Genomic DNA, 24,703 nt, shown 5'->3' on the forward strand with positions numbered 1-24,703 from the left:
CCAGTTCGAAGACGTCCAAGACGTCGTCCGGTATCAGCTGAGTCGGCGAAGCATGCTCGGAGGAGGTGCCGCTGCGGCGATGACGGCCTTCCTGGCGGCCTGCTCCGGTGGCGGCTCGTACTCCGACAAGCCAGCCAACAACAACAAGCCTGCCGCCACCAAGTCGATCCAGATCGGCAAGGCCAACATCCCGGTCCCACGGGACCAGTCGGTGATCGTCGGCCAGGTCGAGTACACGGTCTTCGACAGCTTCAACGGGATGATCCCGAACGGATCGCCGTCCGGCGCCGGCGTGGAGCTGAGCACCGAACCGCTGTTCTACCTGAGCTTCGCCACCGGCGAGATGCGCCCGTGGCTGGCCACCGAGTACAAGTACAACGACGACCACACCGAGGTCACCTTCAAGTTCGACCCGAAGGCGCACTGGAACGACGGACAGCCGCTGGGGGCGGCCGACTTCAAGTTCACCGTCATGCTCCTCAAGGACCGGCCGGACCTGTTCGGCGGCGGCGGCGAGCTGAAGGAGTTCGTCAAGAGCATCGACGTACCGGACGCGCAGACCGCGGTGGTCAAGATGACCAAGCCGGCGCCCCGGTTCCACTACAACTTCATCTCCGCGATCGCCGGACCGCCGCTCGGGATCATGCCCGAGCACATCTGGAAGTCGCAGGACCCGACGAAGTTCAAGGACAACCCGCCGGTGCACAGCGGTCCGTACAAGCTGAAGCAGGCGATCCGGAACCAGAAGATGTTCATCTGGGAGAAGGACCCGAACTACTGGAACAAGGACAAGCTCGACGTCAAGCCGCAGTACGTCGTCTACCAGAGCACGTCGAAGCAGCTCGACCAGGCGTCGCTGGCGTTCGAGCGGGCCGAGTTCGACGTCGGCTCGGTCGACGAGCAGCACGCCAAGCAGCTGCGCAACACCGGCTACCCGGCGCTGCAGACGACCCAGTTCCACGACCCGAACCCACGGGTGATGTGGCTGAACTGCGACCCGTCCCGCGGTGTCATCTCGGAGCCGAAGATGCGCTGGGCGATCAACTACTGCCTGGACCGGGAGAAGATCGGCAAGTCGATCTGGCCGGTCCCGGTGCCGGCGGCGCAGTACCCGTGGGCGGACTACAAGTCCAACGACAAGTGGAAGAACGACGAGCTCGCGAACAAGTACAAGTTCGAGTTCAACCCGGACAAGGCGACCCAGCTGCTCGACGAGATCGCCCCGAAGAACGCCGCCGGCAAGCGGATGTACAAGGGCAAGGAGATCAACCTCGAGATCATCACGCCCTCGCCGGTCGACGGCGGTGAGTACGCGATCGCCAACGTGCTGAAGACCGACCTGGCCAAGGTCGGCGTCCCGGCCACCCTGCGCAGCCTGGCCGGCAACGTGCACGACGAGAAGTTCCAGCGCGGCGAGTACGACATCGACTCCAGCTGGGCCGGGATCGCGATCGACCCCGAGCAGCTGTACTCGGACTGGACCAGCGACAAGTACCAGCCGATCGGCAAGAACGCGGCCGGCAAGAACAAGCTGCGGTACCGGAACCCGAAGTTCGACGCGATCTCGGAGAAGCTCGCCCAGCTCGACCCGGAGAGCGAGGAAGCCAAGCCGCTGCTGAACCAGGCGCTGGAGATCTACTTCCAGGACCTGCCGATGCTGTCGGTGATCCAGACCGGCTACCCGTCGTACTTCAACACCACGTTCTGGAAGGGCTGGCCGACCGACGACGACCTGTACGAGGTGCCGCTGAACTGGTGGCAGCACTTCATCTTCGTCCTCGGCAAGATCGAGCCCACTGGGCAGAAGGGACCGGCGTGACGGCGGACGCCCCGCCCGCTGTAGCCGTCGACAAGAGCCAGGACTCCGCACCCATCTCGGGGGTGCGGGCCTGGCTGTCGCGGCATCCGCTGGCGGCGTACGCGCTCCGCAGGTTCGGGCTCTACCTGATCGAGCTCTGGGGTGCGCTGACCATCGCGTTCTTCTTCTTCCGGCTGATGCCGGGTGACCCGATCCAGACGCTGATCCAGACCCTGCAGCAGAACTACATCTACAACGCGCAGGCGAGCGCGGAGATCATCGCCCGCTACAAGCACGAGTTCGGGCTCGACGGGAACCTGCTGACGCAGTACGTCGTGTACATGCAGAAGCTGGTCCTGCACGGCGATCTCGGGCCGAGCCTGATCAACTACCCGACGCCGGCCCAGACGGTGATCCTGCGAGCGCTGCCGTGGACGATCGGTCTGCTCGGCATCGCGTCCGTACTCTCCTGGGTCCTGGGCGTCGTCATCGGCGCGATCGCCGGCTGGCGGCGCGGCAAGCTCGGCTCCTCGATCGCTACCAACCTGTCGATCGCGCTCTCGCACGTGCCGTACTTCTTCGTCGCGCTGATCCTGGTCTACATCTTCGCGTACTCGATGGGTGTGTTGCCTGCGAGATCGGCGTACGACTCCAACATCAATCCAGGGATCTCGCTGGCGTTCATCGGCAGCGTGCTCAAGTACGGATTGCTGCCTGGTCTGTCGATCGTGATCATCGGCACGTTCAGCTGGATCCTGTCGACCCGAATGCTGATGGTCCCGATTCTCGGCGAGGACTACCTGGTGTACGCCGAGGCGAAGGGACTGAAGAGCTGGCGGATCCTGACCCGGTACGCGCTGCGGAACTGCTACCTGCCGCAGATCACCGCGTTCGGGATCTCGCTGGGGTTCATCTTCAACGGCAACGTGCTCGTCGAGCAGCTGTTCAACTATCCGGGTCTCGGGACCACGCTGGTGACCGCGATCCAGCAGCTCGACTTCAACACGATCCTCGGGGTCACCGACATGGCGATCTTCTCGGTGCTGACCGCCGTACTCCTGCTCGACCTCCTCCTGCCGTTGCTTGACCCGCGCGTCAAGTACTGGAAGTGATGCCGATGAGAATCCTCAGAGCTGTACTGCGGACGATCCGGAACAGTCGGCGGCTGGCGATGGGCCTGGTCATCCTCGGAGTGCTGGTGCTGGTCGCGCTGTTCAGCCCGTTGATCGCGAAGGCCATCGGCGGCGGTCAGGATCCGATCGAGCTGGCGGCGTACGACAAGTGGCAAGTGCCTGGACCCAGCCATCTGCTCGGGACCGACCAGTTCGGCCGGGACGTGTTCGCGATGGTGGTGAAGGCGCTTGCGGTCTCGCTGCAGATCGGCGCGATCGCCGGTGTCATCTCGACGGTCGTCGGCGTGATTGTGGCCTTCGTCGCCGGGTACAAGGGCGGCTGGATCGACAACGTTCTCTCGACGTTCACCGGGATCTTGCTGGTGATCCCGACGTTCCCGTTGCTGATCGCGCTGTCGGCGTACGCGAAGAACGTCAGCCTGTTCCAGGTCGGCGTGATGATCTCGATCTTCGCCTGGCCGTTCGCGGCGAAGACGATCCGCTCGCAAGTGCTGAGTCTGCGGACCCGGCCGTACGTCGATCTGGCCCGGGTGAGCAAGGCCCGCGACCTGGAGATCATCACCACCGAACTGCTGCCGAACCTGCTGCCGTTCATCGGGGTCGGGTTCGCGTCCTCGGCCCTCGGCGCGATCTTCGGCCTGGTCGGCCTGGAGATCATCGGGCTCGGGCCTGGTGGCGTGATCGACCTCGGTCAGATCATCTACAGCGCGATCAGCACCGGTGCGCTGACGCTGGGCGCCTGGCCGATGTTCGTCGTACCGGTCGGGTTGCTGACGCTGCTGTTCGCGGCCTTGAACATGGTGAACATCGGGTTGGAAGAGGTCTACAACCCACGGCTGAGGGGAGTGGCCGGTGAATGACGTTCCTGCCAATGTCCTGGAAATCAAGGGCCTTGACGTCGTCTACTCGACCAACCGCGGCGACGTACAGGCGGTCCGCGGGATCAACCTGGACGTCCGCCGCGGCGAGATCCTCGGGATCGCTGGGGAGTCGGGCAGCGGCAAGAGCACGCTCGCGGTCGCTCTGCTCCGGTTGCTCAAGGCACCGGGCAAGGTGACCGGCGGCTCGGTCATCTTCAACCCGGCCGGCCGTTCGCCGGTGGACCTGCTCAAGGTGCACGGCGAGGAGCTGCGGGTACTGCGGTGGAGCGCGCTCTCGTATCTCCCGCAGGGCTCGATGAGTTCGCTCAACCCGGTCATGCGCGTGCACGACCAGTTCAAGGACGTGATCGTCGAGCACGCGCCGGATCGCAAGGAAGCGGTCGGCGACATGATCCCGCGGCTGCTCACCCAGGTCGGCCTGGAGCCCCGAGTCGCCCGGATGTATCCGCACGAGCTGTCCGGCGGGATGAAGCAGCGGGTGCTGATGGCGATCGCGGTCGCGCTCGAGCCCGACCTGGTGATCGCGGACGAGCCGACCACCGCGATGGACGTGACGATCCAGCGGGTGATCCTGCAGTCGCTGGCCGATCTGCGGACCGACTTCGGCGTCACGCTGATGGTGATCTCGCACGACATGGGCGTCCACGCGCAGCTGGTCGACCGGGTCGCCGTGATGTACGAAGGCCAGCTGGTCGAGGTCGGCGACGTACGCCAGGTGTTCAAGGATCCGCAGGATCCCTACACCCGGCAGCTGATCGAGTCGATCCCGCAGGTAGGACGGAGGGCCTCATGAAGTCGGAGCTCGAACTTCGTGGCGTACAGCAACGATTCCACGCCCGTGGGGTCGCCGACGGGTACATTACCGCGGTCGACGACGTGAGCTTCAAGCTGCTCGCGTCGCCGCCGCAGATCGTCAGCCTGGTCGGCCAGAGCGGTAGCGGGAAGAGCACGATCGCCCGGAACGTGCTCGGCCTGCAGAAGCCGACGGCCGGGTCCGTGCTGTACGGCGGCAAGGACATCTTCAAGCTGAATCGCGCCGAGTACGACGCGTACCGTCGCGACGTACAGCCCGTCTTCCAGGACCCGTACGCGATCTTCAACCCGTTCTACCGGGTGGATCGCGTGCTCTGGAAAGCGGTGAAGAAGTTCAAGTTGGCGTCAACGCGAGCGGCCGGTCTGCAACTGATCGAAGAGTCGCTGAAAGCAGTCCGGCTGGAGCCGGAGAACGTTCTCGGGCGTTACCCGCACCAGCTTTCCGGTGGCCAACGGCAACGAATCATGCTGGCCCGGGTGCACATGCTGCGGCCGTCGTTCATCATCGCGGACGAGCCGGTGTCGATGCTGGACGCCCAGGTCCGCAAGCACTTCCTGGACATCCTGCTCGACTTCCAGCGCGAACACGGGATGACGACACTGTTCATCACCCACGACCTGTCGACGGTGTACTACCTGGGCGGCGAGGTCATGGTCATCACCAAGGGCGAGATCGTCGAACGCGGCTCGGTCGCCACGGTCATGCACGAGCCGTCCCATCCATACACGAAGCTGCTGCTCGACTCGATCCCGCAACCCGACCCGGACAAGCGCTGGACCACCCGCATCCAGGTTGACGAACTCGAGCACCTGGACGACAACACCCTCGGCGACGCGACCAAGCCAGAGGCGCCGATCATCTGACCAGCAGCGGGACCTCCTGTCCGAGGAGGTCCCGCTGCTTGGTGTCAGGCGGTCTTGATCGCCGGGTCGCTGACGCCGGGGGTGCCGGTTTCGACGTGGCCGGCGAAGCGGCGGAGGTACGTCGTGTCCGCGGTGGTCGTGACCGAGACGTCGTACCAGCGGCTGCTGGTGGTGACGGTGTAGTTGGTCTTGCCCTTGCGGACGTCGAGGTTCTTGGTCTTGCCGGTGTAGGCGTTCGTGATCGTCACGCGGCGGGCGGTGTCGGAGGTGAAGGTGAGGACGACGTCGCCGGTGCGGGTGTCGCGAGCCGTGATCTCCAGGCCGGTCGCAGGCTTGCCCTTGAAGGTGCGGAGGAAGCCGTTCGGGCCGTGGACGGTCAGGTCGGTGACGCCGCCCGAGTAGATCGGGTTCCAGCTGTCGGCGACGGTCTTGCCGGCCTCGGCGGTGTACGTCCACGGTCCGTCGGTGCGGTTCGCGGACGTGATCAGGAACTGTGCACCGGTGTGCGGTCCGGAGCTGAAGGTCAGCTTGTACTTGCTGTCGGCAACGATGCCGTCGACAACAGGTGCGTAGGGCAACGGCCGGGTACGACGGCAGCCGTGCTCCTGCACGGGGACCTTGCCGACCGCGGGCGGCGTCGGCACGTAGTCCGGGTGCCGCTTGTTGTCCGGCGGCTGGTACGCGGTCGTGTCCGGCAGCTTGGCCGGCCGGGTGGCCGTCGTACCGAAGTCGAAGGCGGAGCTCAGGTCGCCGCAGATCGCGCGGCGCCACGGCGAGATGTTCGGCTCGTGCACGCCGAACCGGGACTCCATGAACCGGATGATCGACGTGTGGTCGAAGGTCTCCGAGCAGGTGTAGCCGCCGGTGCTCCACGGCGACACGACCAGCATCGGCACCCGCTGGCCGAGACCGTACGCACCGTGCGCGGCCTTGGTGCCGGTGTAGAGATCCGGCCCGGCGTCGACGGTCGACAGACCCTGGTTCGCGTCCAGCGGCGGGAACGGCGGTACGACGTGATCGAAGAAGCCGTCGTTCTCGTCGTACGTGATGAACAGCGCGGTCTTGCTCCACACCTCGGGGTTCGAGGTGAGTGCGTCGAGGACCTGGGAGATGTACCAGGCGCCGTAGTTGGCCGGCCAGTTCGGGTGCTCGGTGAACGCCTCCGGCGCAGCGATCCAGGAGATCTTCGGCAGCCGGTTGTTCTTCACGTCAGCGGCGAGCTGGCCGAACAGGCTCTCGCCGGCCTTCGCGTTCGTACCGGTGCGAGCCTTGTCGTACAAGGGGTTTCCGGCAGCGGCGTTGCGGTAGTTGTTGAAGTACAGCAGCGAGTTGTCGCCGTAGTTCCCGCGGTACGCGTCGTCGATCCAGCCCCAGCCGCCGGCCGCGTCCAGACCGTCGCCGATGTCCTGGTAGATCTTCCAGGACACGCCGGCCTTCTCGAGCCGCTCGGGGTACGTCGACCAGCCGTAGCCGGCCTCGTCGTTGCCGAGGACAGGCCCGCCGCCGGTGCCGTCGTTCCCGGTGTAGCCGGTCCACATGTAGTACCGGTTCGGGTCGGTCGAGCCCATGAACGAGCAGTGGTACGCGTCGCAGAGCGTGAACTTGTCCGCGAGCGCGTAGTGGAACGGGATGTCCTCGCGGGTCAGGTACGCCATCGTGGTCGACGTCTTGGCCGGGATCCACTGGTCGTACTTGCCGCCGTTCACCGCCTGGTGCGCGTCGCCCCAGCTGTGCGCGAGGTCCTGGATGAACTGCAGGCCGAGGTTGTCCGCCTCCGGCCGGAACGGCAGGATCTCCTTGCCGAGGGCATTCTTCTGGTGCCACACCGGCTGACCGCTGGGCATCGTCACCGGCCGCGGGTCACCGAACCCGCGGACACCGTTGAGGGTGCCGAAGTAGTGGTCGAACGACCGGTTCTCCTGCATGAGCACGACGATGTGCTCGACGTCCTCGATGCTGCCGAACCGGCGATGCGCCGGGATCGCGGCGGCCTGCTCGATACTGTTCGTCATCGCGGCAAGCGCGGCCGACGCTCCGGCAAGCTGCAGGAACCGTCGGCGATTGATATCTGGCATGCGAGTCTCCTGTCGGGCGGTGGGGCGGATGGAGTCTGAAACACCAGGAATGCATCGCAGGCACCCTAATCTGAACGATTAACTGACGGAAGATGAACTCTGCTGTCCACCCCAGGTGACTTTCAAACCATTCCGAGCAACCACTTGGTGGCTGACTGCCGAGGTGAAGTGCGCTGGGCGGGTCCGAGCGCCGATCACCTGGCGCAGGCGGACAAGCTCGCGCGCTCGATCTGAACCTCTACAGGCGGAGCTGGTCCCTTCGGGCACGGTCTTGTTCCCGGCGCGTTTGGAGCTGAGGTGGGGTCTGATGGGCAGATGAGCGGTATCTGCTGGGGGCTCGGGCCGGCGGGTGGCCCGGCAGGGGCGGGCGCCGTGGACGACGCCGTTGCTGAGGTGGATGGTCCAGCTACCGGCGTGCAGGTCGCGGTGGCAGCGTTTACAGAGGAGGACGAGGTTGCTGGAACCTTGCAAGCCGGCCGCGTCTAGGCAGCGGTAGTGGTGCGAGGCTCCGCGGAGTCAGGCCACCCGTCGGCAGTACAGGGGTTGAGTTTAGAACCGTCGCCAGGGCTGCACTCGTTGTCGCCGGAGACCGCGGCAAGGTCATCCCACGGGTCGAATGCGACGGTGGTGCTCGGCCTGAGGTCGCTGTGAGGATCGACCTGCGCGATCGAGCTGCCGTCGTCGCCCCAGGGATCGAAGTCAGCGGCAGGTGGGCGCGTTCGAGTACGGGCAGGCAGTTCGTCAGGCGCGTCGCCCCAGGGGTTGAGGCGGGCGGCGTCATCTGCGCTGATCCAGGGTGGGTCGGTGTCACGCGGCCAGACGCGCGAGGGTACGCCGGGCATGCCTGCGCCGGGCGTGGTTGCAGCGGGGGTGGCTGAGCTGGGCGTGGCGGTAGACGTGGTTGCGGCGGTTGGTGGGCGGTATTTGTGGAGGTGAGCCGGATCCGGGGTCGCCCAGGTGGGGCGGGCGACGTGAACGATGCCGTCGGTGATGTGAATGTCCCAGCTGCCGGCGTGCAGGTCGCGGTGGCAGCGTTTACAGAGGAGGACGAGGTTGTCGATCTTGGTCTCGCCGCCGTCGATCCAGCTGATGACGTGGTGGGCGTCGCAGTAGATGGGTGGAGCTCCGCAGCAGACGCAGCCTTTGTCACGGGTGATGAGAGCCTTGCGCATGGGGCCGGTGGCAAGCCGCAGGGTGGTGCCGACGTCCAAGGGCTGGGAATCCGAGCCGAGGACGATCGGCAGGATGTGGGCGTCGCAGGCGAGTCGGCGGATGGTGGCCGCGGACAGGTTGCCGCCGTAGATCAGCTGACCTGTCGCGGTCGCGCTGGCGGCCTTGAGGTCGTTGAAGTCGATGGTGACGGTGATGTGCGGCTTCGCGCCATGCCCGGCACGGGCCGGGCTAGCGCTGCCGGCACGAGTTGCACCGTTGGCACTCGTCGCGCTGTCGTCCGCCGAACCCGTCGCGCTCTCGGCCGTTCCCGCGCCGCCGGCGCCGTCACCTGCGAGGATGCCGGCACTGGCACTGGCACTGGTGCAGGCGACGCCGCCGATGTTGTAGGCATTGGCGCCGCCGAGGACGGTGGTGAGGGCGTCGGCCTGGCGCTTGTCGCGGCTGCGGGGGTCCAGGGCGCCGTCGACGGTTTTGTGGGGTTTCGCGTGAGTGTGGATCAGGGTGCGGAACAGTTCGGCGTTCTCGTTCGCCAGAAACCCGCTGAAGGCGACGCCGTTGTCGGCCGTCTTCAACCGCAGCGTCTCGCGGTCGTAGGCCTTCTGCTCAGCGGGCTCGGGACCATCGGTGTCGAGACGATCGCGGATCTGGGTGGCGGCTTTGCGGAGGTCGAGCGGACCGTGCGTGCGGCCGAGCTCGACCATTTCCCGCTCGGCGACCGCCAGGTCCTCGACCGGCACCGTCGTCGGCAACTTATCCAGCGCGGACACGATCGCCTCAGCCTGCGCCGGATGCAACAGCACCCCACCACCTGCATCGCCCTCGCCACCTGCATCGCCCTCACCACCTGCATCGCCCTCACCACCTGCATCGCCCTCGCTGGTGTCGTTGGCGGTGTCGTTGCCAACGTCGCTGGGAGTGGTCCCGGGAGCATGGTTGGGATTGGGATCGGGGAGCGCGTCCGCGACCGCGGGGTACTTCGGTAGCGCATTGGCCAGGTGGACATCCCGGCGCGCCTTGGCGGCGTCGATGCGGTAGCGGAAGGTCAGGAACCGCGCCGTGGTGCCGGCACCGACATCCTTGGCGTAGCCGATGGTCTCGAGGCCCGCGGTCAGGTGCAGGGCGAGGGTTTCGAGGCGGGCGATCTCGGCGTACGTGGCGTCCAGGTTCGACACCATCTCGCCGCCACTCATCGACCACACCGGTCGCTCCCCGAGAATCTCCATACACACACCGTAGACAGCCCCTCCGACACTTTTCAAACCCAAAAGCCCTTATTTTCAAGGGATTTCGGCAATCGAAGTTATCCACAGCGCCGCAAGTCTGTGCATAAGATGCGAGGATAGCTCGTAGATGTGGTAGCAATTGTTGCTACCAGCAACTAGTACGGTGGCTCGGCGGAGGAGCAAGGAGATCTGTGGAAAGCATTTGGTACGTCGCCTATGGATCGAACCTCGCTCTCGAACGCTTCACGTGCTACATCTCAGGCGGCCGTCCACTCGGTGGCGCGCGGGTGTACCCGGGGTGCCGCAACCAGGACCCACCGCAGAAGACCACCGCCGTCACGGTCTCCGGCGGCCTGGTCTTCGCCGGCGCCTCCAAGGTCTGGGGCGGCGGCTCGGCCTTCTACAACCCGGACGCGCCCACGCAGCTGGCCGGCCGCGCGTACCTCCTCACCCCGGACCAGCTGGGCGATGTCGCAGCCCAAGAGATGTGGCGCGACCCCGGCGGCCCCTTCGCCCTTGAGGTGACCGCCCTCCTCCCGAACCTGGACGCGATCCACACCATCGGCCCGGGCCGCTACGAGACCCTGATCCGACTAGGCGAACTCCACGGCCTCCCGATGTTCACAGTCACCCACGGAACGGTCGCCGACCTAGATCCAGTCGCTCCAACCGCGGCGTACCTGCACTGGATAGCTACGGGTCTAGCCGAGTCCCACGGCTGGGGGATCGAGCAGATCGTGGAGTACCTGTACGCGGCGCCGGGCGTCCGGTCCGGTTGGACGCCCGGCGCGTTGCGGTCAGTGCTTGACGGCGATGCAGGTGGCGGTGGATGACTTGGTGGGGTCGCTTTCGGAGGTGGCGGTGAGGGTGATCTTGGCGAGGGGGCCGGTGCCGGGCTTGGTGTAGACGGGGACGGTGGTTTGCTGGCCGGCGTTCGCGGTGGCGAGGGCGTTGGGGAGGGCGATGGGCCAGCCGTTGGACTTCGCGGACAGGCGGTAGACGTCGCCCTTCAGGTACGGCCCAGTACCGGCCTTGCCTGTGTTAGTCAGGCGGAAGTTGCAGGTCTGGACGCCGCTGCGGTCCGGCTTCGCGACCGTCGGCAGGAGGCGTACTCCGCGTTTCTGCGGACCCGAGCCGTCGAGGGAGCGGACCGCGACCGTGTAGGACAGCTGACCCTTGGCGTCGCGGTGCACATTGGTGATGTAGAAGTGCAGCCGGTTCGCGGTGTCGGTGTACTCGTACTCGCTGCCCGAATTCGTCCCCGCGTGGAATAGAGCGTCGGACAACTGACGGTAGTCGCCGATCGTGATCGGAACCTTCGTCCCGTCGGGCAGGACGTAGTCGGTCAGGTTGATGTCCTGCGGGTTGGCGTCGATGACCCACTCGAACGGCGCCCGGTCCTCGTTCTTCGTCTTCGCCAGCAGTACGCCGGAATCGGGCGTGAACGAGTCGGTGCCCATCCGGTCCACCACCTCGACCGTGTAGTTCTGGTACCCACGGCCGTCGCAGAGCGGATCCTTGTTCACGTCGCAGGGCGCATCGAGATCACCGGCGCTGCCGAGTTCGATGTTGATGCCGGAGAGGTCCTTAGCGCCCGGGTTCACGCTGCGCGCGGTGACGTTCGCGATCACGACACCCGACGACGCGAGCGCTTCGCGGGACAACCGCAGTACGTTCTGGTCGTCGACCATCTGCAGCTTGATCTTGTTGCGCAGCATGTGTTGCGCGCCCATCGACGCGCCACCGGTCGCGGGGATCATCCACCGGCTGTGTGGTCCACCCGGACCGTTGAAGCTGCCTCGGGACAGCATCTCCCAGATGCCCGTGTACGCACGTCTTGCTGGGACGCCGTACGGGTTGTTGTAGTTGTCGCCGATCCCGAGGATGTGGCTGAACTCGTGCGCGAAGACCGCCATCCCCGAGCTCTCCGCCTGGGTCGACGAGCCGCCGCCCGCGTTCGGCCAGATCGACGATCCGGCCGCCCATGACGTCCAGTCGACGTACCGGGTGTCCGACCAGTTCTTTTGCGCGGGATCCGGCGGGCCGAAGGCCTCGGACACGTCCTCCTTGGTCGGGAACTTCATCATCCCGAACTCCTGCCAGGTGGACGATTCGTCCTGCCCGGCGCTGAGGAAGAACACGAAGTCGAAGCCGGCGGGTACTTCGGGACCCTGGTCGGCGACCCAGGCCGCTTTGCCGTCGGTGCGGATGTCGCGCGAGCAGTCGTCGCCGGCCGGGCAGTCCGCGTCGCTCTGGAACTCCATGCCGTACTCGTGCGACTTGCCCGGCATCCGGTACGGGCCGAACGCGGTGAGGTCGACACCGTACCGGCCGCCGGAGTCCTCCATCCAGTACTCGTGCAGCGTGTGACCGTGGTTCAGCGGTTCAGGTGTGTTGAGGAAGTTCTTGTAGAACTGCGCCGTCTGGTCCCGCGGTACGCCGTTCGCCGCGGCACTCGGGTTGCCGAAGACGGTCGAGCCCTTGGGCTTGGTGATGACGAAGTCCTGGTTCGGGTAGTCGAGCAGCACGAGCGCACCCTTGAAGGTCCGCTGCGATCCCTTCACAGCCGGGTCGGCCCAGTTCGTCCCCGGCGGCTTGACGTAGTCGTCCCACGTCATGTGGTCCGGGTTCTCCCAGTTCTGCGGATCGATCGGCCCGGGCAGACCTTTGGAGACGGTGGTCGCGACCCGCTTGTCCTGACCCGACTCCTGCCACGGCTGCTTCTGCGGCCAGTGCGGGTACTGCCAGGCGTTGACCGGGTCCGGGGGAGCACCTGGCGATGCGAGTGCCATCGAAGGCACGGAGATGGCGGCGAGCACGGCAACCAGCCGCAACACACGACGAACTTTCCGTTGCTCAGACACGGGCGGGCATCCGATCGACGAAGGGGCGGGACATCGAAGTCATGAGCATGCCTGGTGACACGCCTGACCACAACCGACCAGGCTCGGGGGGATGGAATCTGCGCGGGGGAGGCGCACAATCTCACCATCGGGAAGAGGGGACCGGAGATGGCCGACGACGTGATCATCGTGGGAGTCGACGCCGCGTGGCAACGCAGCCATGCACTCGCCTGGGGGGTGAACGAGGCACTGCTCCGGGAGCGACCACTGCGCGCGATCCACGTCGTCGAGGAGCCGAAGCGCTACAGCGACACCTACGCTCCGGTCCGGGCCGACGGGGTCTCGATCGTCCCGGTGCGGATCGAGAAGGCCGCTACACGGGTGGTCGACGAGGTGCGTCCGTACCTGGCCGGAATCGACACCAAACTGGACTTCGGCGTCGACCTGCGCGTCGGCAAGCCGGACGACGTGCTGGTCGAGCTCACCGAGACCGCGACGATGCTGGTGCTCGGCCGGCGCGGGCACGGCGTCTTCTCCGAGCTGCTGATCGGCTCCACCTCTGACGCGCTCGGCAACCGCGGCCGCGGCCCGGTCGTCGTCGTACCGAGCGGCTGGCAGGAGCAGGATCAGGAGCATCGCGCCGGCCCGGTCCTGGTCGGCGTCGACTGGCTCGAGCCCGAGTCCAGCGAACCGGCCGTCGAGTTCGCCGCGGACCACGCCGGCGCGCACGGCGTACAGCTCACTTTCGTCCTGGTCTGGGACTTCCCGTGGGCCGTCGCCAGCGACCAGCCGGTCTCCACCGAAGAGATCGACCAGTGGCACGACATGGCCGATGCCCGCGGCGCCGAACTCGTCGAGGACTGGCGTAGCAAACGCCCCGGCGTCGAGATCGACCACCTCGTCCGCCAGGGCCAGGCCGTCGAAGGTCTCCTCGCCGCCGCCGAAGACCTGAACCCCCAACTGCTCGCGGTCGGCGGCCGACTCCGCTCCCGGGTCGGTGAGCTCCTCCTGGGCTCTGTCGCCCGAGGCGTCCTGCACCACACCACCCACCCGATCGCGATCGTCCACCAACACCCGTAGTCCTCGTCGCCGACCGATCGGTGAGAGATGGCTGTATACAGTATGTCAGCGCGCAGCTAGTCTGTCTCCCATGTACTCAGTCACCAACCCGGCAAGTGGGCAGCTGATCGAGGAAGTAGCCAACTCGACCGAGGAGGAGGTGCGGGCCGCGATCGGGCAGGTGTACGACGCCTATCCGGAATGGCGGCAGCGGTCGGTAGGGGAGCGGGCCGCGATCGTGGCGCGGGCCGCGGACCTGTTCGACCAGCGGGCGCACGAGCTGGCGCAGATCATGACGCTGGAGATGGGGAAGCGGGTCAACGAAGGCCTCGGCGAGGTCGGCATCGTGGTCGACATCTTCCGGTACTACGCGGAGCACGGGCCGGCGTTGCTGGCGGACGAGCCGCTGGACATCAAGGGCGGCCAGGCCGTCATCACCAAGGGTCCGATCGGTGCGCTGCTCGGGATCATGCCGTGGAACTTCCCGTGCTACCAGGTGGCCCGATTCGTCGCGCCCAATCTCGTGCTCGGGAACACGATCCTGCTCAAGCACGCCTCGATCTGCCCGCGATCGGCCCGTGCGATCGAGGAGATCCTGCACACGGCCGGCGTACCCGAAGACGTCTACGTGAACACGTTCGCGTCGAGCCGGCAGATCCCGGGGATCCTCGCCGACCCGCGGATCGCAGGCGTCTCGCTGACCGGCAGTGAGCAGGCCGGGATCTCGGTCGCCGCCGAGGCTGGCAAGAACCTCAAGAAGACCGTGCTCGAGCTCGGCGGTTCCGACCCGCTGGTCATCCTCGACACCGACGACCTGGACGAGACCGTCAACGCCACCGCGACCGCACGGATGCGGAACTGCGGCCAGTCCTGCAACGCCCCGAAACGGATGATCGTCCTCGCCGACCTCTACGACGAGTACGTCGACCGCCTCACCAAACGCATCACGGAGTACTACGTCCCCGGCGATCCCGCCGATCCCGCGACGAAGCTCCCGCCGCTCGCCTCGACCGCCGCGGCAGACGAGGTCGCGGGCCAGGTCGCGAAGGCGATCGAGCAAGGAGCGACCCTCCGTGCGGGCGGCCGCCGGATCACGCCCGGCGCGTACCTCGAGGCGACCGTCCTCACCGACGTCACCCCCGAGATGGACGCGTACTACGAGGAGATCTTCGGACCGGTCGTGATCGTCTTCAAAGCCTCGGGCGAGGACGACGCGATCCGGCTGGCCAACGACACCCCGTTCGGCCTCGGCGCGTCGGTCTGGGGCACCGACCCCGACCGCAACCGTCGCGTCGCCGATCGCATCGACGCCGGGATGGTCTATCTCAACCGCGCCGGCGGCTCGCAGGCCGACCTTCCGTTCGGCGGCATCAAACGCTCCGGCCTCGGCCGCGAACTCGGCCCGGCCGGCATCGAGGAATTCATGAACAAGAAGTCCATCCGGCTCAGCTGACAGGAACCGGTCACGGAGGTCCGGGCGCGGGCGGATCACGGCACGCTGGGGGCGATGATCCGTGATCGAAAGCGATGCCGATGACCTATCAGCAGATGCCCCCGCCGCAAGGTACGCCGTACCCCGGACCGACACCGAAGCGGCTCAGGCAGTACGACCCGCTGGCCGTTGCCGTGGGCAACGCTTCGTTGCTCGGCCTGGGCTACTTCCTGATCCGCCGCTCGCTCTTCGGGATCGTCGGCCTCGCGGGTACGGCGGTGCTCGTCGTGCTCCTGTATCGGCACAAGAGCGTCTGGTGCGAGCTCGGCCTGCTCGCCTGGTGGATCCTGCAGATCGCCCACGGCTGGTTCCTCGCCCGTCGGCAGCCGAATCGGACCGCGAGCCTCCCCAAGCGACTGGTTGCCCTGGGCATCACGATCCCGGTGCTGGCTGCGGTCGGCTTCGTCCGGTACGACGCCAGCCGCGTCGCCGGCCAGGTCGCGGACGCACGCGAGGCAGGCGACTGCGCCAAGGTAAGGACGGCGCAGGACCAGGTCTGGCTCGGTGACCGGGTGGTCGCCGGCCGGCAGATGGACCGCGGCGACGGTGACGTAGCGACCTGCGCCACGCTGGAGGTGGCAAAGGGGAATCTGACCGCGGCCGTGGGACTGGGTGACGTGGTGTCTCTCAAACTGGGTTACGGCGTCCTCGGCCCGATCGCGGCCGACGCGCGGCAGCAGGCGACCGCGGGCGTCGTCATGGATCGGTTCGTCAAGGACCTGCAGGCGATGGAGCCGTGCGAGCTGACCACGCTGACCACCTGGCTGCAGGCCCGCAAGCTGTCCGGCGACTTGCTCGATCGCGCCAATGCCGTCGTACCCCGGATCGAGCCGAACGCCTTGCTGGCTTGCGCTGACGACCACGCGTCCCGCGAGGAATGGCCGACCGCGCGGGCGGCGTACCAGCGGCTCGTCACGACGTACCCCAAGGCCAAGCAGGCGGTGCGGGCGCGCGCCGGACTCGTGCGGGCGACGCTGGCGATCGAGCTGGACAACGTCCGGAGCCTGCTGCTGGACGCGGAGTACTGCTCGAGGCCCGCGAAGTACAGCGGCGCGAAGCCGTACCACCGCGGCTTCAACCCGGCGATCTTCCTCGGCGACGGCTCCCAGTACGCCGACCAGTTGCCGGCCGCGTGGTCGATCGACGACCCGTACCGGGCGAATATCGTCGTGTGCACCGAGACGCCGGGAATGGGCGCGGCAGTGCGGACCTGCCCGTACGTGCCGGAGTCGGATCCGTACGGGGGCGCGATCACGCAGGTGACGTTCCACAAGGTCACAGTCCCGACCAAGGTGTACGAGCTGCGAACCGGCCGGCTGGTGGCGAGCGCCACCGTGCAGATCGCGGGCGATGCCTGCCCGTACCACCTGGACCCCGGCAGCACGGAGGACGAGAGCGTGACCCCGAGCGACGCGCAGGTCCAGGCGGCGTTCCGACCCCTCGTCGTCCGGCCGTGAACCGCGCATACTGCGAGTAGTCGAGTTCGCGGCGAGGGGGCCGAGGATGACCGTTCCCGGTGAATACTCCATCAAGACCTATCGGTACCTGCGGATGGCGATGGTGGCGATGATCGTGCTGCTCGGCGCCGCGGTGGTGATCGAGTGGACCAAGACCGATCCGCGCTGCCTGCAGACCTCGATCAGCGCGTACTACTACACGCCGGTCCGCGCGATCTTCGTTGGTGCGCTGATCACCATCGGCGTGTGCATGGTGGTGCTGAAGGGCAACACCGAGCCGGAGGACATCCTGCTCAACGTGTCCGGCATCCTCGCGCCGGCAGTCGCGCTCGTGCCGACACCGGGGCAGGGCACGTGCCACTCGGTGCAGGTCGGGCTCGGCGACGCGGCCGCGAACGTCTCGAACAACATGCTCGCGCTGTTCGTGGTCGGCGTACCGTGCCTGCTGCTGACCGCGGTCTTCATCATCCGGGACCGGATCAGGCAGCCGGCCGGCTGGACGCCGATGTACGTGGTGGGTCTGGTGGTCGCGGTGCTGATCTTCGGCGGCGGACTGGCCTGGTTCCTCGTCGACCGGACCGGGTTCATCGGGCACGCGCACTACGCGGCGGCGATCGTGATGTTCCTGTGCATCGTCGCGGTGGTGGTGGTGAACGCGGTGGAGTTCCAGCGCAAGCAACGCAAGCACGCGGTCCCGCATTCACCCGCGAACCGGTACTCCGTGATTGCGGTGGCGATGGTGGTCGTGCCGTTGGTGATGTTCGTGTGCAAGAAGATCTTCGGCTGGGATCACGCGGTGCTCTGGATCGAGGGGTCGCTGATCGTGCTGTTCGCGGCCTTCTGGATCAGCCAGACGCAGGAGCTGTGGTACGACGGGATCCGTCAGGAGTTGCCGCGTTCGCAGGCCACGCCGTCGCCGTTGGGATCCAACGCGCGGGAGTAGCCGGGGTGGCCCCGGTGCAGCGGAGCCTTGCCGGCGGCGCGGACTTCCGCGCAGTTCCGATAGACCACGATTGTGGGTGCTGGTGTCGGTGCGGTTGGCGGGTACGGCGTACCGCTCGTGCTACTGAACGGGTTCAGCAGCACCAATACCATCAACGCCGCCGGTATGACCACCATCGCCACGGCCGCCAGTCGGCGCGGTCCGCCATACCTCCCGATCGGTCCACGAACCGGTCGGCCGTACGAATCCACCCAGAACGCCCACCTCGCCGGCGCGGCCGGCCAAGACCCGGGCGGTTGCCACCGCCGGGGCGGTCGCCAGTCCGGAGTCGGCGGCGCGGGCCACTCCGGCGGCGTGTTGAACTGCCTCACTTCCATCCTCCCGGCAGCAGCCTAGCCACCACACCGCGAGAAGAAACCTCCGGCCGCCGAATCCCTTTATTTCATGCGTTTGTACGACGCCGAGCAAGCTGCTGTCAGCCCACTGAGCCCTAAGTCTCATTGACAGACTCAGGGCCACATGTGAGGCTCACCCCATGACGGACACTCAGCAAACGCCTGCGACCAACGTTCGGAGCCGGACGTTTACCTGGACCGACCCGGCGGCGACGGCGGCGTGGGTCGGGACCTCGTCGGGGCTGGAGATGCTGCAGGCGATGCGGGACGGGCGGCTCCCGGCGCCGCCGATCCTGCAGCTGGTCGGGGCGACCGGGTTCGATGCCGAGGAGGGCAAGGTCACGGTGTACTTGCCCGCGGCCGAGTTCCACTACAACCCGCTCGGCTCGGTACACGGCGGCGTCATCGCCACCCTGCTCGACACCGCGGCCGGCTGCACCGTCCACTCGACCCTGCCCGCGGGCGTCGGCTACACCTCGCTGGACCTGATGACCCGCTTCATCAAACCGGTCACAGTCAACTCAGGCACCCTCCGCTGCGAGGGCGCCATCATCAGCCGAGGTCGTCGTACGGCGGTCGCCGAGTCCCGCCTGTACGACGAACGCGGCAAACTCCTCGCCCACGCAACGTCGACCTGCCTGCTCTTCGAGCTACCGCCTCAGGCTCAGGCCTGATCAGCGAGGAGCTTCTCGCCGGCGACCAGACGGACGCAGGTGGCCAGGCCGGTGATGGCGGCTTCCACCTCGGGGAGTTCGGGGTACGTCGGGGCGATCCGGATGATCTGGTCCGTCGGGTCGTCGCCGTACGGGTGGGTGGCGCCGGCCGGAGTGATGGCGATCCCGGCTGCCTTGGCCTTGGCGACCACCTCGCGGGCGCAACCTTCGGGGACCTGGAGGCTGACGAAGTAGCCGCCGGCCGGAGCAGTCCAGGAGGCTAGACCGGTGCCGCCGAGTTCGGCGGTGAGGATCTTGTCGACGGCGTCGAACTTCGGTCGGATCAGCGCGGCCAGCGTCCGCATGTGCTCCCGCAGCCCGTCGGCGTCGCGGAGGAACTGGACGTGCCGGAGCTGGTTGATCTTGTCCGGTCCGATGCTGCGCTTGACCGTGTGGCTCAGCCACCACTCGACGTTCGCCGGCGACGACCCGAAGAACGCCACGCCGGCCCCGGCGAAGGTGATCTTCGAGCTCGAGCCGAACACGAACGCCCGGTCCGGGTGCCCGTTCTCCGCGCACAGCGCCAGTACGTCCGCGAGCGACGCGGGGGAGTCGGTCAGGTGGTGTACGGCGTACGCGTTGTCCCAGAAGATCCGGAAGTCCGGCGCAGCGGTGTCCATCGCGGCCAGTCGCCGTACCGTCTCGTCGGAGTACACCGTGCCGTCGGGGTTGCTGTACTTCGGCACGCACCAGATGCCCTTGATCGCGGCATCCTCGGCGACCAGCCGCTCGACGACGTCCATGTCCGGACCCTCAGGCGTCATCGGCACCGGGATCATCTTGATCCCGTACCGCTCGCAGATCCCGAAGTGCCGGTCGTACCCCGGGACCGGGCACAGGAACGCCAGTCCCTCCACGTCGGCCCAGCGCTGCTCGGCGCCCGGCACCTTCCCGAGCAGCGCGAACACGACCGCGTCGTGCATCAGCTCGAGGCTCGAGTTGCCCGCGGCGAGGAGCTGGTCCACCGGCACCTGCAGGTCCTCGGCGAAGATCGCCCGTACCTCCGGCAGCCCGTGCAGGCCGCCGTAGTTCCGCAGGTCCGACCCGTCCGCGGCGACCGGCTCGCCGCTCAGCTCGAGCACTCCGTTGGCGGCGTCCAACTGCTTCGGCGACGGCTTGCCCCGGGTCAGATCCAGCTTGAGCCCCTTGGCTACCAGCGCCTCGTAATCCTGGCGCGCACGCTCAGCCTGGGCAGTCAGCTCATCGACACTCACGGGGGGAGTCCTTTCACAAGTACTAGGTGTTGGACCCCAGCCTAGTGATCACCCGACGGCGCGCAGAAACAGGGATCGCCCCGGGTCGGTTCGGGAGGCGTCGACGCCGTTGGACTGGGTGAAGTTGTCTTGTTCGTGGCCGGCCCAGTCGGAGATCGGTTTGCCGTTCTGGGACAGGGGTTGGTACGTCGTACCGTTCCAGCCGAACTGGTAGACGGTGTGGGTATTGGGCAGGTACGGCTGGTACGGCCCGGCGGGCTTGAGTTGTTTCGTCAGGGTGTTGTTGAAGAAGACGTTCTGCGGGCCGGTCGCGCCGGACCACTTGACCGCTTTCTGGCCGGCGCCCCACCAGATCGGGAACCAGGTCGAGTCGTCCTTCTCCTCGCCGCCTTCGCCGCCGCAGTTGGACTTGCAGTTCGCCGAGCGGTGCTCGTACGGGACGTGGACGGTGTTCAGTTCGAACAGGTTGCGGCGTTCCCAGCCGCCGTGCAGGTTCAGGTCCGAGTCGAGGTCGTTGCCGATGACAACGTTGCCGGAGGAGGACCACTGCAGGGTGAAGTGGCGCAGGCCGCGGGAGATGTTGCCGGCGTAGACCGAGTCCCAGACCCGGGAGCCGCGCAGGTAGCCGTTGCCGCCCTTGCCCTTGTTCCAGGCGCCGTCGAAGACGTTGCCCTCGATCTGCAGGTTCTTGGCCTCTTCGGTGACGATCGCGTGCGAGCCGGTCATCGTGGTCCGGATGCCGCGGACCCACGAGTTCACCGCCCACTTCAGGACGATGCCGTTCATCGCCTCGGCGGGCGCGAGGTTGCCGTAATTGTGGACGGCATCCGAGGCCTTTGCGTCCACCGGCTGGGTGAGCGAGAAGTCCTCCAGCCCGACGCCGAGCACGGGATCGACCAGCGGCGACACCTTCGACGGGTAGACCTTCTTCAGGATCTTGTCCGACCCGTCCGACGTCGAGTCGACCGGTACGTCGTACTCCAGCGGCTTGTCGATCGTCACGGTGTGCTGCGCCGTGTCGACCGCCTTGACCGTGAAGATCTGCTCTCGCATGTGCAGGTTCTGCAGGTCGTAGTCGGTCGGCAGCGCCTGTTGCTGCTGGTAGAACTTCATCGTGTTCGCAGCCCGCACGTTCACGTACCCGCCCGGCTTGACGGAGTCCATCGAAGCCTTCGGATCCAGGTAGATCACCGTGTCACCGGTCTTCGCCGCGAACCCGGCGCCACCGGGCTTCTCACGCAGCTTCAGGCCGGCCTTCCAGTGCACGTTGACGGTGCCCTCGAAGATGTCCTTGCGGTTCGCCGGCGCTTTCTCGTACGCCGCCTGGTAGTCCGGATGTACTGCGCGACTCTGGACCCGGAACAGCCCGCGACCAGGCCATAGCCAGCCGCCGTTGCCGTCCTCGAACTTCATCCCGTCCTCGTCCCAGTCGCCGCCGTCCTTGGTCAGCGCGTCGTACCGGGTGTTCTCGTCCGGCCGGAACACGAACCGGGTCTTGTCCGCGCCGGCGCCCCGGATGACCAGGTAGTCGGCGTCGACCGCGATCTGCTTGGAGACGTCGAGCTCGCCCACGGGCAGCTGGATGATCGAGAGATTGTCGTACGACGACCGCAAGGAGCAGTCGGCCTTGATGGTGTCGATCGCCTTCTGCAGACCGTCCGAGTCGTCCTTCGAGTCGTCCGGCCGTACGCCGAAGTCGTCGGCCAGATCGCCCGCGTCGAGCGAGCACTTGGGGTACGAGTCGAACTTCAGGCTGTCGGGCAGCCTGGCGCCTTCGCGGTACCCGGCCTTGCTCCAGTCCGGCAACCCGGGGATCGGCTTACGGCGGTTGGCCGCGGTCAGGTCCAGTTTCGGCACCTTCGCCGTGATCGGAGTCGCGACCGGCACCGGCGCCGTACTCGAAGGCTTGTCGGCCTTCCGCGCGGTGGCGTCCGCGGGGGAGTCGTCCCGGGTCACCAGGACGACGATGACGGTGGCGATCAGCGCCCCGAGCACGAACCCGATCAGACCAGTGACCGCGAGCTTGCGACGCCGCACACCTTCACCCCGTTCGCCTGTGAGTTCCGACAGGCTAGGTGCGGGCTGGGGTCAGCCGCCTCGTCGGGGGTGGCACTTGGGGTCCCAGGGCATGCAGCTCGGGATCCCGGGAGGCGGCTTGATCGTCCCCGGCGGCACCGGTGGCGTGACCGGCGGTGTCGGTGGCTGCGCCTTGCTGCCGTTCGAGATGTACAGCAGGATCGTCGCGCCGGCCGGAGCGCCGTCCTCCTGCCGCGGGTTCGTCCAGGCGACCGTCCCGGCAGGGGCATCCGAGTCGACCTGGGGACCGTGGTCCATCTGGACCTTGAAGCCCATCGACAGCAGCTTCACGGCTGCGGCCGCGGGAGTCATGCCCTTCAGGTACGGCAGGTCCTTCACGTTACCGCGAATGATCTTGTCGTCAGCCTTGACGAACTTGCTCGTCGGCAAGCCCTCCAACGCCGCCTGCATCGCGGTCTCCCAGATCGGACCGGCGGTCCCGGAGCCAGAAGCGTCCTTCAGCTTCTTGCCGTTGAAGACCTGCTTGATCAGGTTCGAAGCCGGCGGATCGGCATCCCCGACCACGGCCGCGGCGGCGAGCTTGGACGAGTAGCCGGAGAACCAGACCGCTTGGTTCTCGTCGATCGTTCCGGTCTTGCCGGCCAGATCGCTGTTGCCGAACCTCAGCTTGGCGCCGGTGCCGCCGCTCTGCATCACCTGGTTCAGGACGTAGTTGACGCCGTCCGCCACCCCCGGCGAGAGCACCCGGTGACAGTTCGGGCCTGGGGTGGGGATCGTTTTCTTGGACTTGATCGAAGTGATCGAGGTGATGATCTGCGGGCTGCAGTACATCCCACGCGCCGCGAAGGTCGCGTACGCGTTGGACAGCATCAGCGGCGTGATCAGACCGGCCGAACCGAGAGTGAACGACACCACCTGCTTCAGTGGCTTCAGGGTCTGGGCGTCGTACATGCCGAGGTTCGTTGCGATCGTGGCGATCGGACACAGGCCGATCTGCTCGGACAGCTGCAGGAAGTACGTGTTGGTGGACGCGCGGGCCGCGTCGACCATCGACGGGTCAGGGATCGTCTTCGTCGAGTTCTTCGGGTTGTAGCTGTCGACCGAGGTCGGGCCGTTGCAGGTGCTGAACTCCTTGCCGCCCAGGCTGATCACCTGCGGGGAGTTGATCCGGTACGTCGTCGGCACGCCCTTGCCGATCGCGGCGGCGATCGTGAAGGCCTTCATCGTCGACCCGTTCTGGAACCCGCCGAACCCGCCGGCGTACGACTTCTCGACGTTGTAGTTGTAGGCGGTCTGGCCCTTCTTGCTGCCGTACGAACGGCTCTGCGCCATCGCCTTCACCAGGCCGGTGCCCGGCTCGACCATCGTGATCGCGGCGACCGCTTGGTCACCGGCCTTGGAGTGCTGATTGATCGAGGTCTGGGCGGCCGCCTGGATCTTCTGGTCGAGCGAGGTCTTGATCACCAGGCCGGCGGTCTCGATGTAGTTCTCCCGCTCCTCCGGAGTCTTGCCGAACGCGTTGTTCGCCTTGAGCTTGGAGACGACGTACTCGCAGAAGAAGGGGTACTTCGAGTTCGCGCAGCCGCTCGGTACGACGCGGACCTTGGCGGGGTTGATCACCGGGGTCTTGAGCGCGTCGTTCGCCTGCTTCGCGCTGATCACGTTCAGCTCCAGCATCCGGCGCAGTACGACGTCGCGGCGCTCCTTGGCGCGGACCGGGTTGTCGATCGGGTCGTAGCCGGTGGGGTTCTTCACCAGGCCGGCCAGCATCGCGGCCTGCGGCAGCGTGAGCTTGGCGGCGTGTACGCCGAAGTAGTGCATGGAGGCGGCCTCGACGCCGTACGAGCGGTCGCCGAAGAAGGCCAGGTTGAGGTAGCCGTTGAGGATCTGGTCCTTGGTCAGTTCCTTCTCGACCGCGATCGCGTAGCGCAGTTCGGCGATCTTCCGCTCGTACGTCTCGGCGGTGGCTTCCTTGACCTCTTCCGGCGTGCGGGCCTTGTTGATCAGGTTCAGCTTCACGTACTGCTGGGTGATGCTCGAGCCGCCCTGCTGGACCCCGCCGGACGACTGGTTGCGGAGCAGCGCGCGCAGAGTGCCCTTGGCGTCGATCGCGCCGTGCACGTAGAACCGGTCGTCCTCGATCGCGACGATCGCCTTGAGCATCAGCGGGCTGATCTGCTTCAGCGTGACCGGGGTCCGGTTCTGCTGGTACAGCGTCGCGATGGTCCGGCCGTCCGCGTCCTGGATGATCGTCTTCTCGGCCAGTGGCGCCGTCTTCAGGTCCTGGGGCAGGTACTGCACCGTGTCGTGTGCCGTCGCGGTGGTCACCCCGGCCAGACCGGCGAAGGGGAGGGCCAATCCGGCGCTCAGCGCTCCGGCGAGAACACTGACCAGCAGGAACACGAACACCGACATCACGACGTTGGGCCGCTTGGCCCGCCGCTCGCCTCTGTGCATGGTTGGGCAGATTACGTCAGGACGAGGACCTCCGGCACGTTCCCCGTTACAGAATTTACACATTTGCCCACCGATCTCACCACCAGTGACCAAAACATCACTGCCAGCCGATCACCGCGACCCCGGCGCCCCG

19 protein-coding genes are annotated in these 24,703 nt (G+C 66.7%); 12 read left to right on the forward strand and 7 right to left on the reverse strand.

From position 1 onward, the window contains the following. Positions 1 to 79 precede the first annotated feature (79 nt). The 5 genes from EV650_RS02475 to EV650_RS02495 are packed head-to-tail and all read left to right on the forward strand — an operon-like array spanning position 80 to position 5,489. A complete protein-coding gene (locus EV650_RS02475) occupies positions 80 to 1,819 on the forward strand; it encodes an ABC transporter substrate-binding protein (RefSeq protein ID WP_238173986.1) in 1,740 nt (579 codons plus the stop codon). Then, positions 1,816 to 2,910, forward strand: a complete 1,095-nt coding sequence (locus EV650_RS02480; RefSeq protein ID WP_134114889.1) for an ABC transporter permease — start codon at positions 1,816 to 1,818, stop codon at positions 2,908 to 2,910. The genes EV650_RS02475 and EV650_RS02480 overlap by 4 nt, the downstream gene beginning before the upstream one ends. A gap of 5 nt (positions 2,911 to 2,915) precedes the next feature. Continuing rightward, the gene (locus tag EV650_RS02485; protein WP_238173987.1) at positions 2,916 to 3,791 is read left to right on the forward strand and encodes an ABC transporter permease; all 876 of its coding nucleotides are present in this window, start codon (positions 2,916 to 2,918) and stop codon (positions 3,789 to 3,791) included. Continuing rightward, positions 3,784 to 4,605 (forward strand): ABC transporter ATP-binding protein, encoded by an 822-nt coding sequence (locus EV650_RS02490; protein ID WP_134114893.1) that lies wholly within the window; start codon positions 3,784 to 3,786, stop codon positions 4,603 to 4,605. Before EV650_RS02485 ends, EV650_RS02490 begins: the two co-directional genes overlap by 8 nt. Further along, the gene (locus EV650_RS02495; protein ID WP_134114895.1) at positions 4,602 to 5,489 is read left to right on the forward strand and encodes an ABC transporter ATP-binding protein; all 888 of its coding nucleotides are present in this window, start codon (positions 4,602 to 4,604) and stop codon (positions 5,487 to 5,489) included. Before EV650_RS02490 ends, EV650_RS02495 begins: the two co-directional genes overlap by 4 nt. A gap of 44 nt (positions 5,490 to 5,533) precedes the next feature. Here the strand turns inward: EV650_RS02495 and EV650_RS02500 are convergent, their stop codons facing one another. Beyond that, the gene (locus EV650_RS02500) at positions 5,534 to 7,564 is read right to left on the reverse strand and encodes a phosphocholine-specific phospholipase C (RefSeq protein ID WP_134114897.1); all 2,031 of its coding nucleotides are present in this window, start codon (positions 7,562 to 7,564) and stop codon (positions 5,534 to 5,536) included. A 482-nt stretch (positions 7,565 to 8,046) separates the two neighbouring features. Beyond that, on the reverse strand, positions 8,047 to 9,960 hold the full coding sequence (locus tag EV650_RS40625; RefSeq protein ID WP_202874331.1) for an HNH endonuclease signature motif containing protein: 1,914 nt from the start codon (positions 9,958 to 9,960) through the stop codon (positions 8,047 to 8,049). Between the two features lie 191 nt (positions 9,961 to 10,151). On the opposite strand from EV650_RS40625, the gene EV650_RS02510 reads away from it, so the two are divergent. Next, positions 10,152 to 10,793, forward strand: a complete 642-nt coding sequence (locus EV650_RS02510; RefSeq protein WP_134114899.1) for a histone deacetylase — start codon at positions 10,152 to 10,154, stop codon at positions 10,791 to 10,793. Here EV650_RS02510 and EV650_RS02515 read toward each other — a convergent pair. Beyond that, entirely contained in the window at positions 10,758 to 12,797 is a 2,040-nt protein-coding gene (locus EV650_RS02515; RefSeq protein ID WP_238173988.1) for a M6 family metalloprotease domain-containing protein, read from the reverse strand. The genes EV650_RS02510 and EV650_RS02515 overlap by 36 nt on opposite strands. A gap of 174 nt (positions 12,798 to 12,971) precedes the next feature. Here EV650_RS02515 and EV650_RS02520 point away from each other — a divergent pair, with 174 nt between their 5' ends. The 4 genes from EV650_RS02520 (at position 12,972) to EV650_RS02545 (ending at position 17,754) form a co-directional block, all read left to right on the forward strand. Next, positions 12,972 to 13,883: a universal stress protein gene (locus EV650_RS02520; RefSeq protein WP_134114902.1), complete on the forward strand. Its 912-nt coding sequence runs from the start codon at positions 12,972 to 12,974 to the stop codon at positions 13,881 to 13,883. A gap of 70 nt (positions 13,884 to 13,953) precedes the next feature. Beyond that, positions 13,954 to 15,315: an NAD-dependent succinate-semialdehyde dehydrogenase gene (locus EV650_RS02525; RefSeq protein ID WP_134114904.1), complete on the forward strand. Its 1,362-nt coding sequence runs from the start codon at positions 13,954 to 13,956 to the stop codon at positions 15,313 to 15,315. Positions 15,316 to 15,395: 80 nt separating this feature from the next. After that, positions 15,396 to 16,811 carry a tetratricopeptide repeat protein gene (locus tag EV650_RS40220; protein WP_166677992.1) on the forward strand — a complete coding sequence of 472 codons (1,416 nt, stop codon included), beginning with the start codon at positions 15,396 to 15,398 and terminating at the stop codon, positions 16,809 to 16,811. Positions 16,812 to 16,857: 46 nt separating this feature from the next. Further along, a complete protein-coding gene (locus EV650_RS02545; RefSeq protein WP_134114912.1) occupies positions 16,858 to 17,754 on the forward strand; it encodes a hypothetical protein in 897 nt (298 codons plus the stop codon). On the opposite strand, the gene EV650_RS40870 is transcribed toward EV650_RS02545, so the two are convergent. Further along, on the reverse strand, positions 17,694 to 17,930 hold the full coding sequence (locus EV650_RS40870) for an excalibur calcium-binding domain-containing protein (RefSeq protein ID WP_166678175.1): 237 nt from the start codon (positions 17,928 to 17,930) through the stop codon (positions 17,694 to 17,696). The two genes, EV650_RS02545 and EV650_RS40870, sit on opposite strands and share 61 nt — an antisense overlap. Between EV650_RS40870 and EV650_RS40875 the strand changes: the two genes are divergently transcribed. Together EV650_RS40875 and EV650_RS02555 are read left to right on the forward strand one after the other, a co-directional pair. Then, entirely contained in the window at positions 17,827 to 18,150 is a 324-nt protein-coding gene (locus EV650_RS40875) for a hypothetical protein (protein WP_166677958.1), read from the forward strand. The genes EV650_RS40870 and EV650_RS40875 overlap by 104 nt on opposite strands. Positions 18,151 to 18,289: 139 nt before the next feature. Continuing rightward, positions 18,290 to 18,823, forward strand: coding sequence for a PaaI family thioesterase (locus EV650_RS02555; protein WP_134114916.1), 534 nt, complete (start codon positions 18,290 to 18,292; stop codon positions 18,821 to 18,823). On the opposite strand, the gene EV650_RS02560 is transcribed toward EV650_RS02555, so the two are convergent. Genes EV650_RS02560 through EV650_RS02570 form a run of 3 tightly spaced genes read right to left on the reverse strand, consistent with a single transcriptional unit; the run spans position 18,814 to position 24,570 of the window. Next, positions 18,814 to 20,076, reverse strand: coding sequence for an aspartate aminotransferase type Ic (locus tag EV650_RS02560; RefSeq protein WP_134114918.1), 1,263 nt, complete (start codon positions 20,074 to 20,076; stop codon positions 18,814 to 18,816). The genes EV650_RS02555 and EV650_RS02560 overlap by 10 nt on opposite strands. 48 nt (positions 20,077 to 20,124) lie before the next feature. After that, positions 20,125 to 22,113: a right-handed parallel beta-helix repeat-containing protein gene (locus EV650_RS02565; RefSeq protein ID WP_134114920.1), complete on the reverse strand. Its 1,989-nt coding sequence runs from the start codon at positions 22,111 to 22,113 to the stop codon at positions 20,125 to 20,127. Between the two features lie 51 nt (positions 22,114 to 22,164). Continuing rightward, positions 22,165 to 24,570 carry a transglycosylase domain-containing protein gene (locus EV650_RS02570; RefSeq protein WP_134114922.1) on the reverse strand — a complete coding sequence of 802 codons (2,406 nt, stop codon included), beginning with the start codon at positions 24,568 to 24,570 and terminating at the stop codon, positions 22,165 to 22,167. Positions 24,571 to 24,703: the final 133 nt, after the last annotated feature.

The organism is Kribbella kalugense (assembly GCF_004365875.1).
GTDB lineage: Bacteria > Actinomycetota > Actinomycetes > Propionibacteriales > Kribbellaceae > Kribbella > Kribbella kalugense.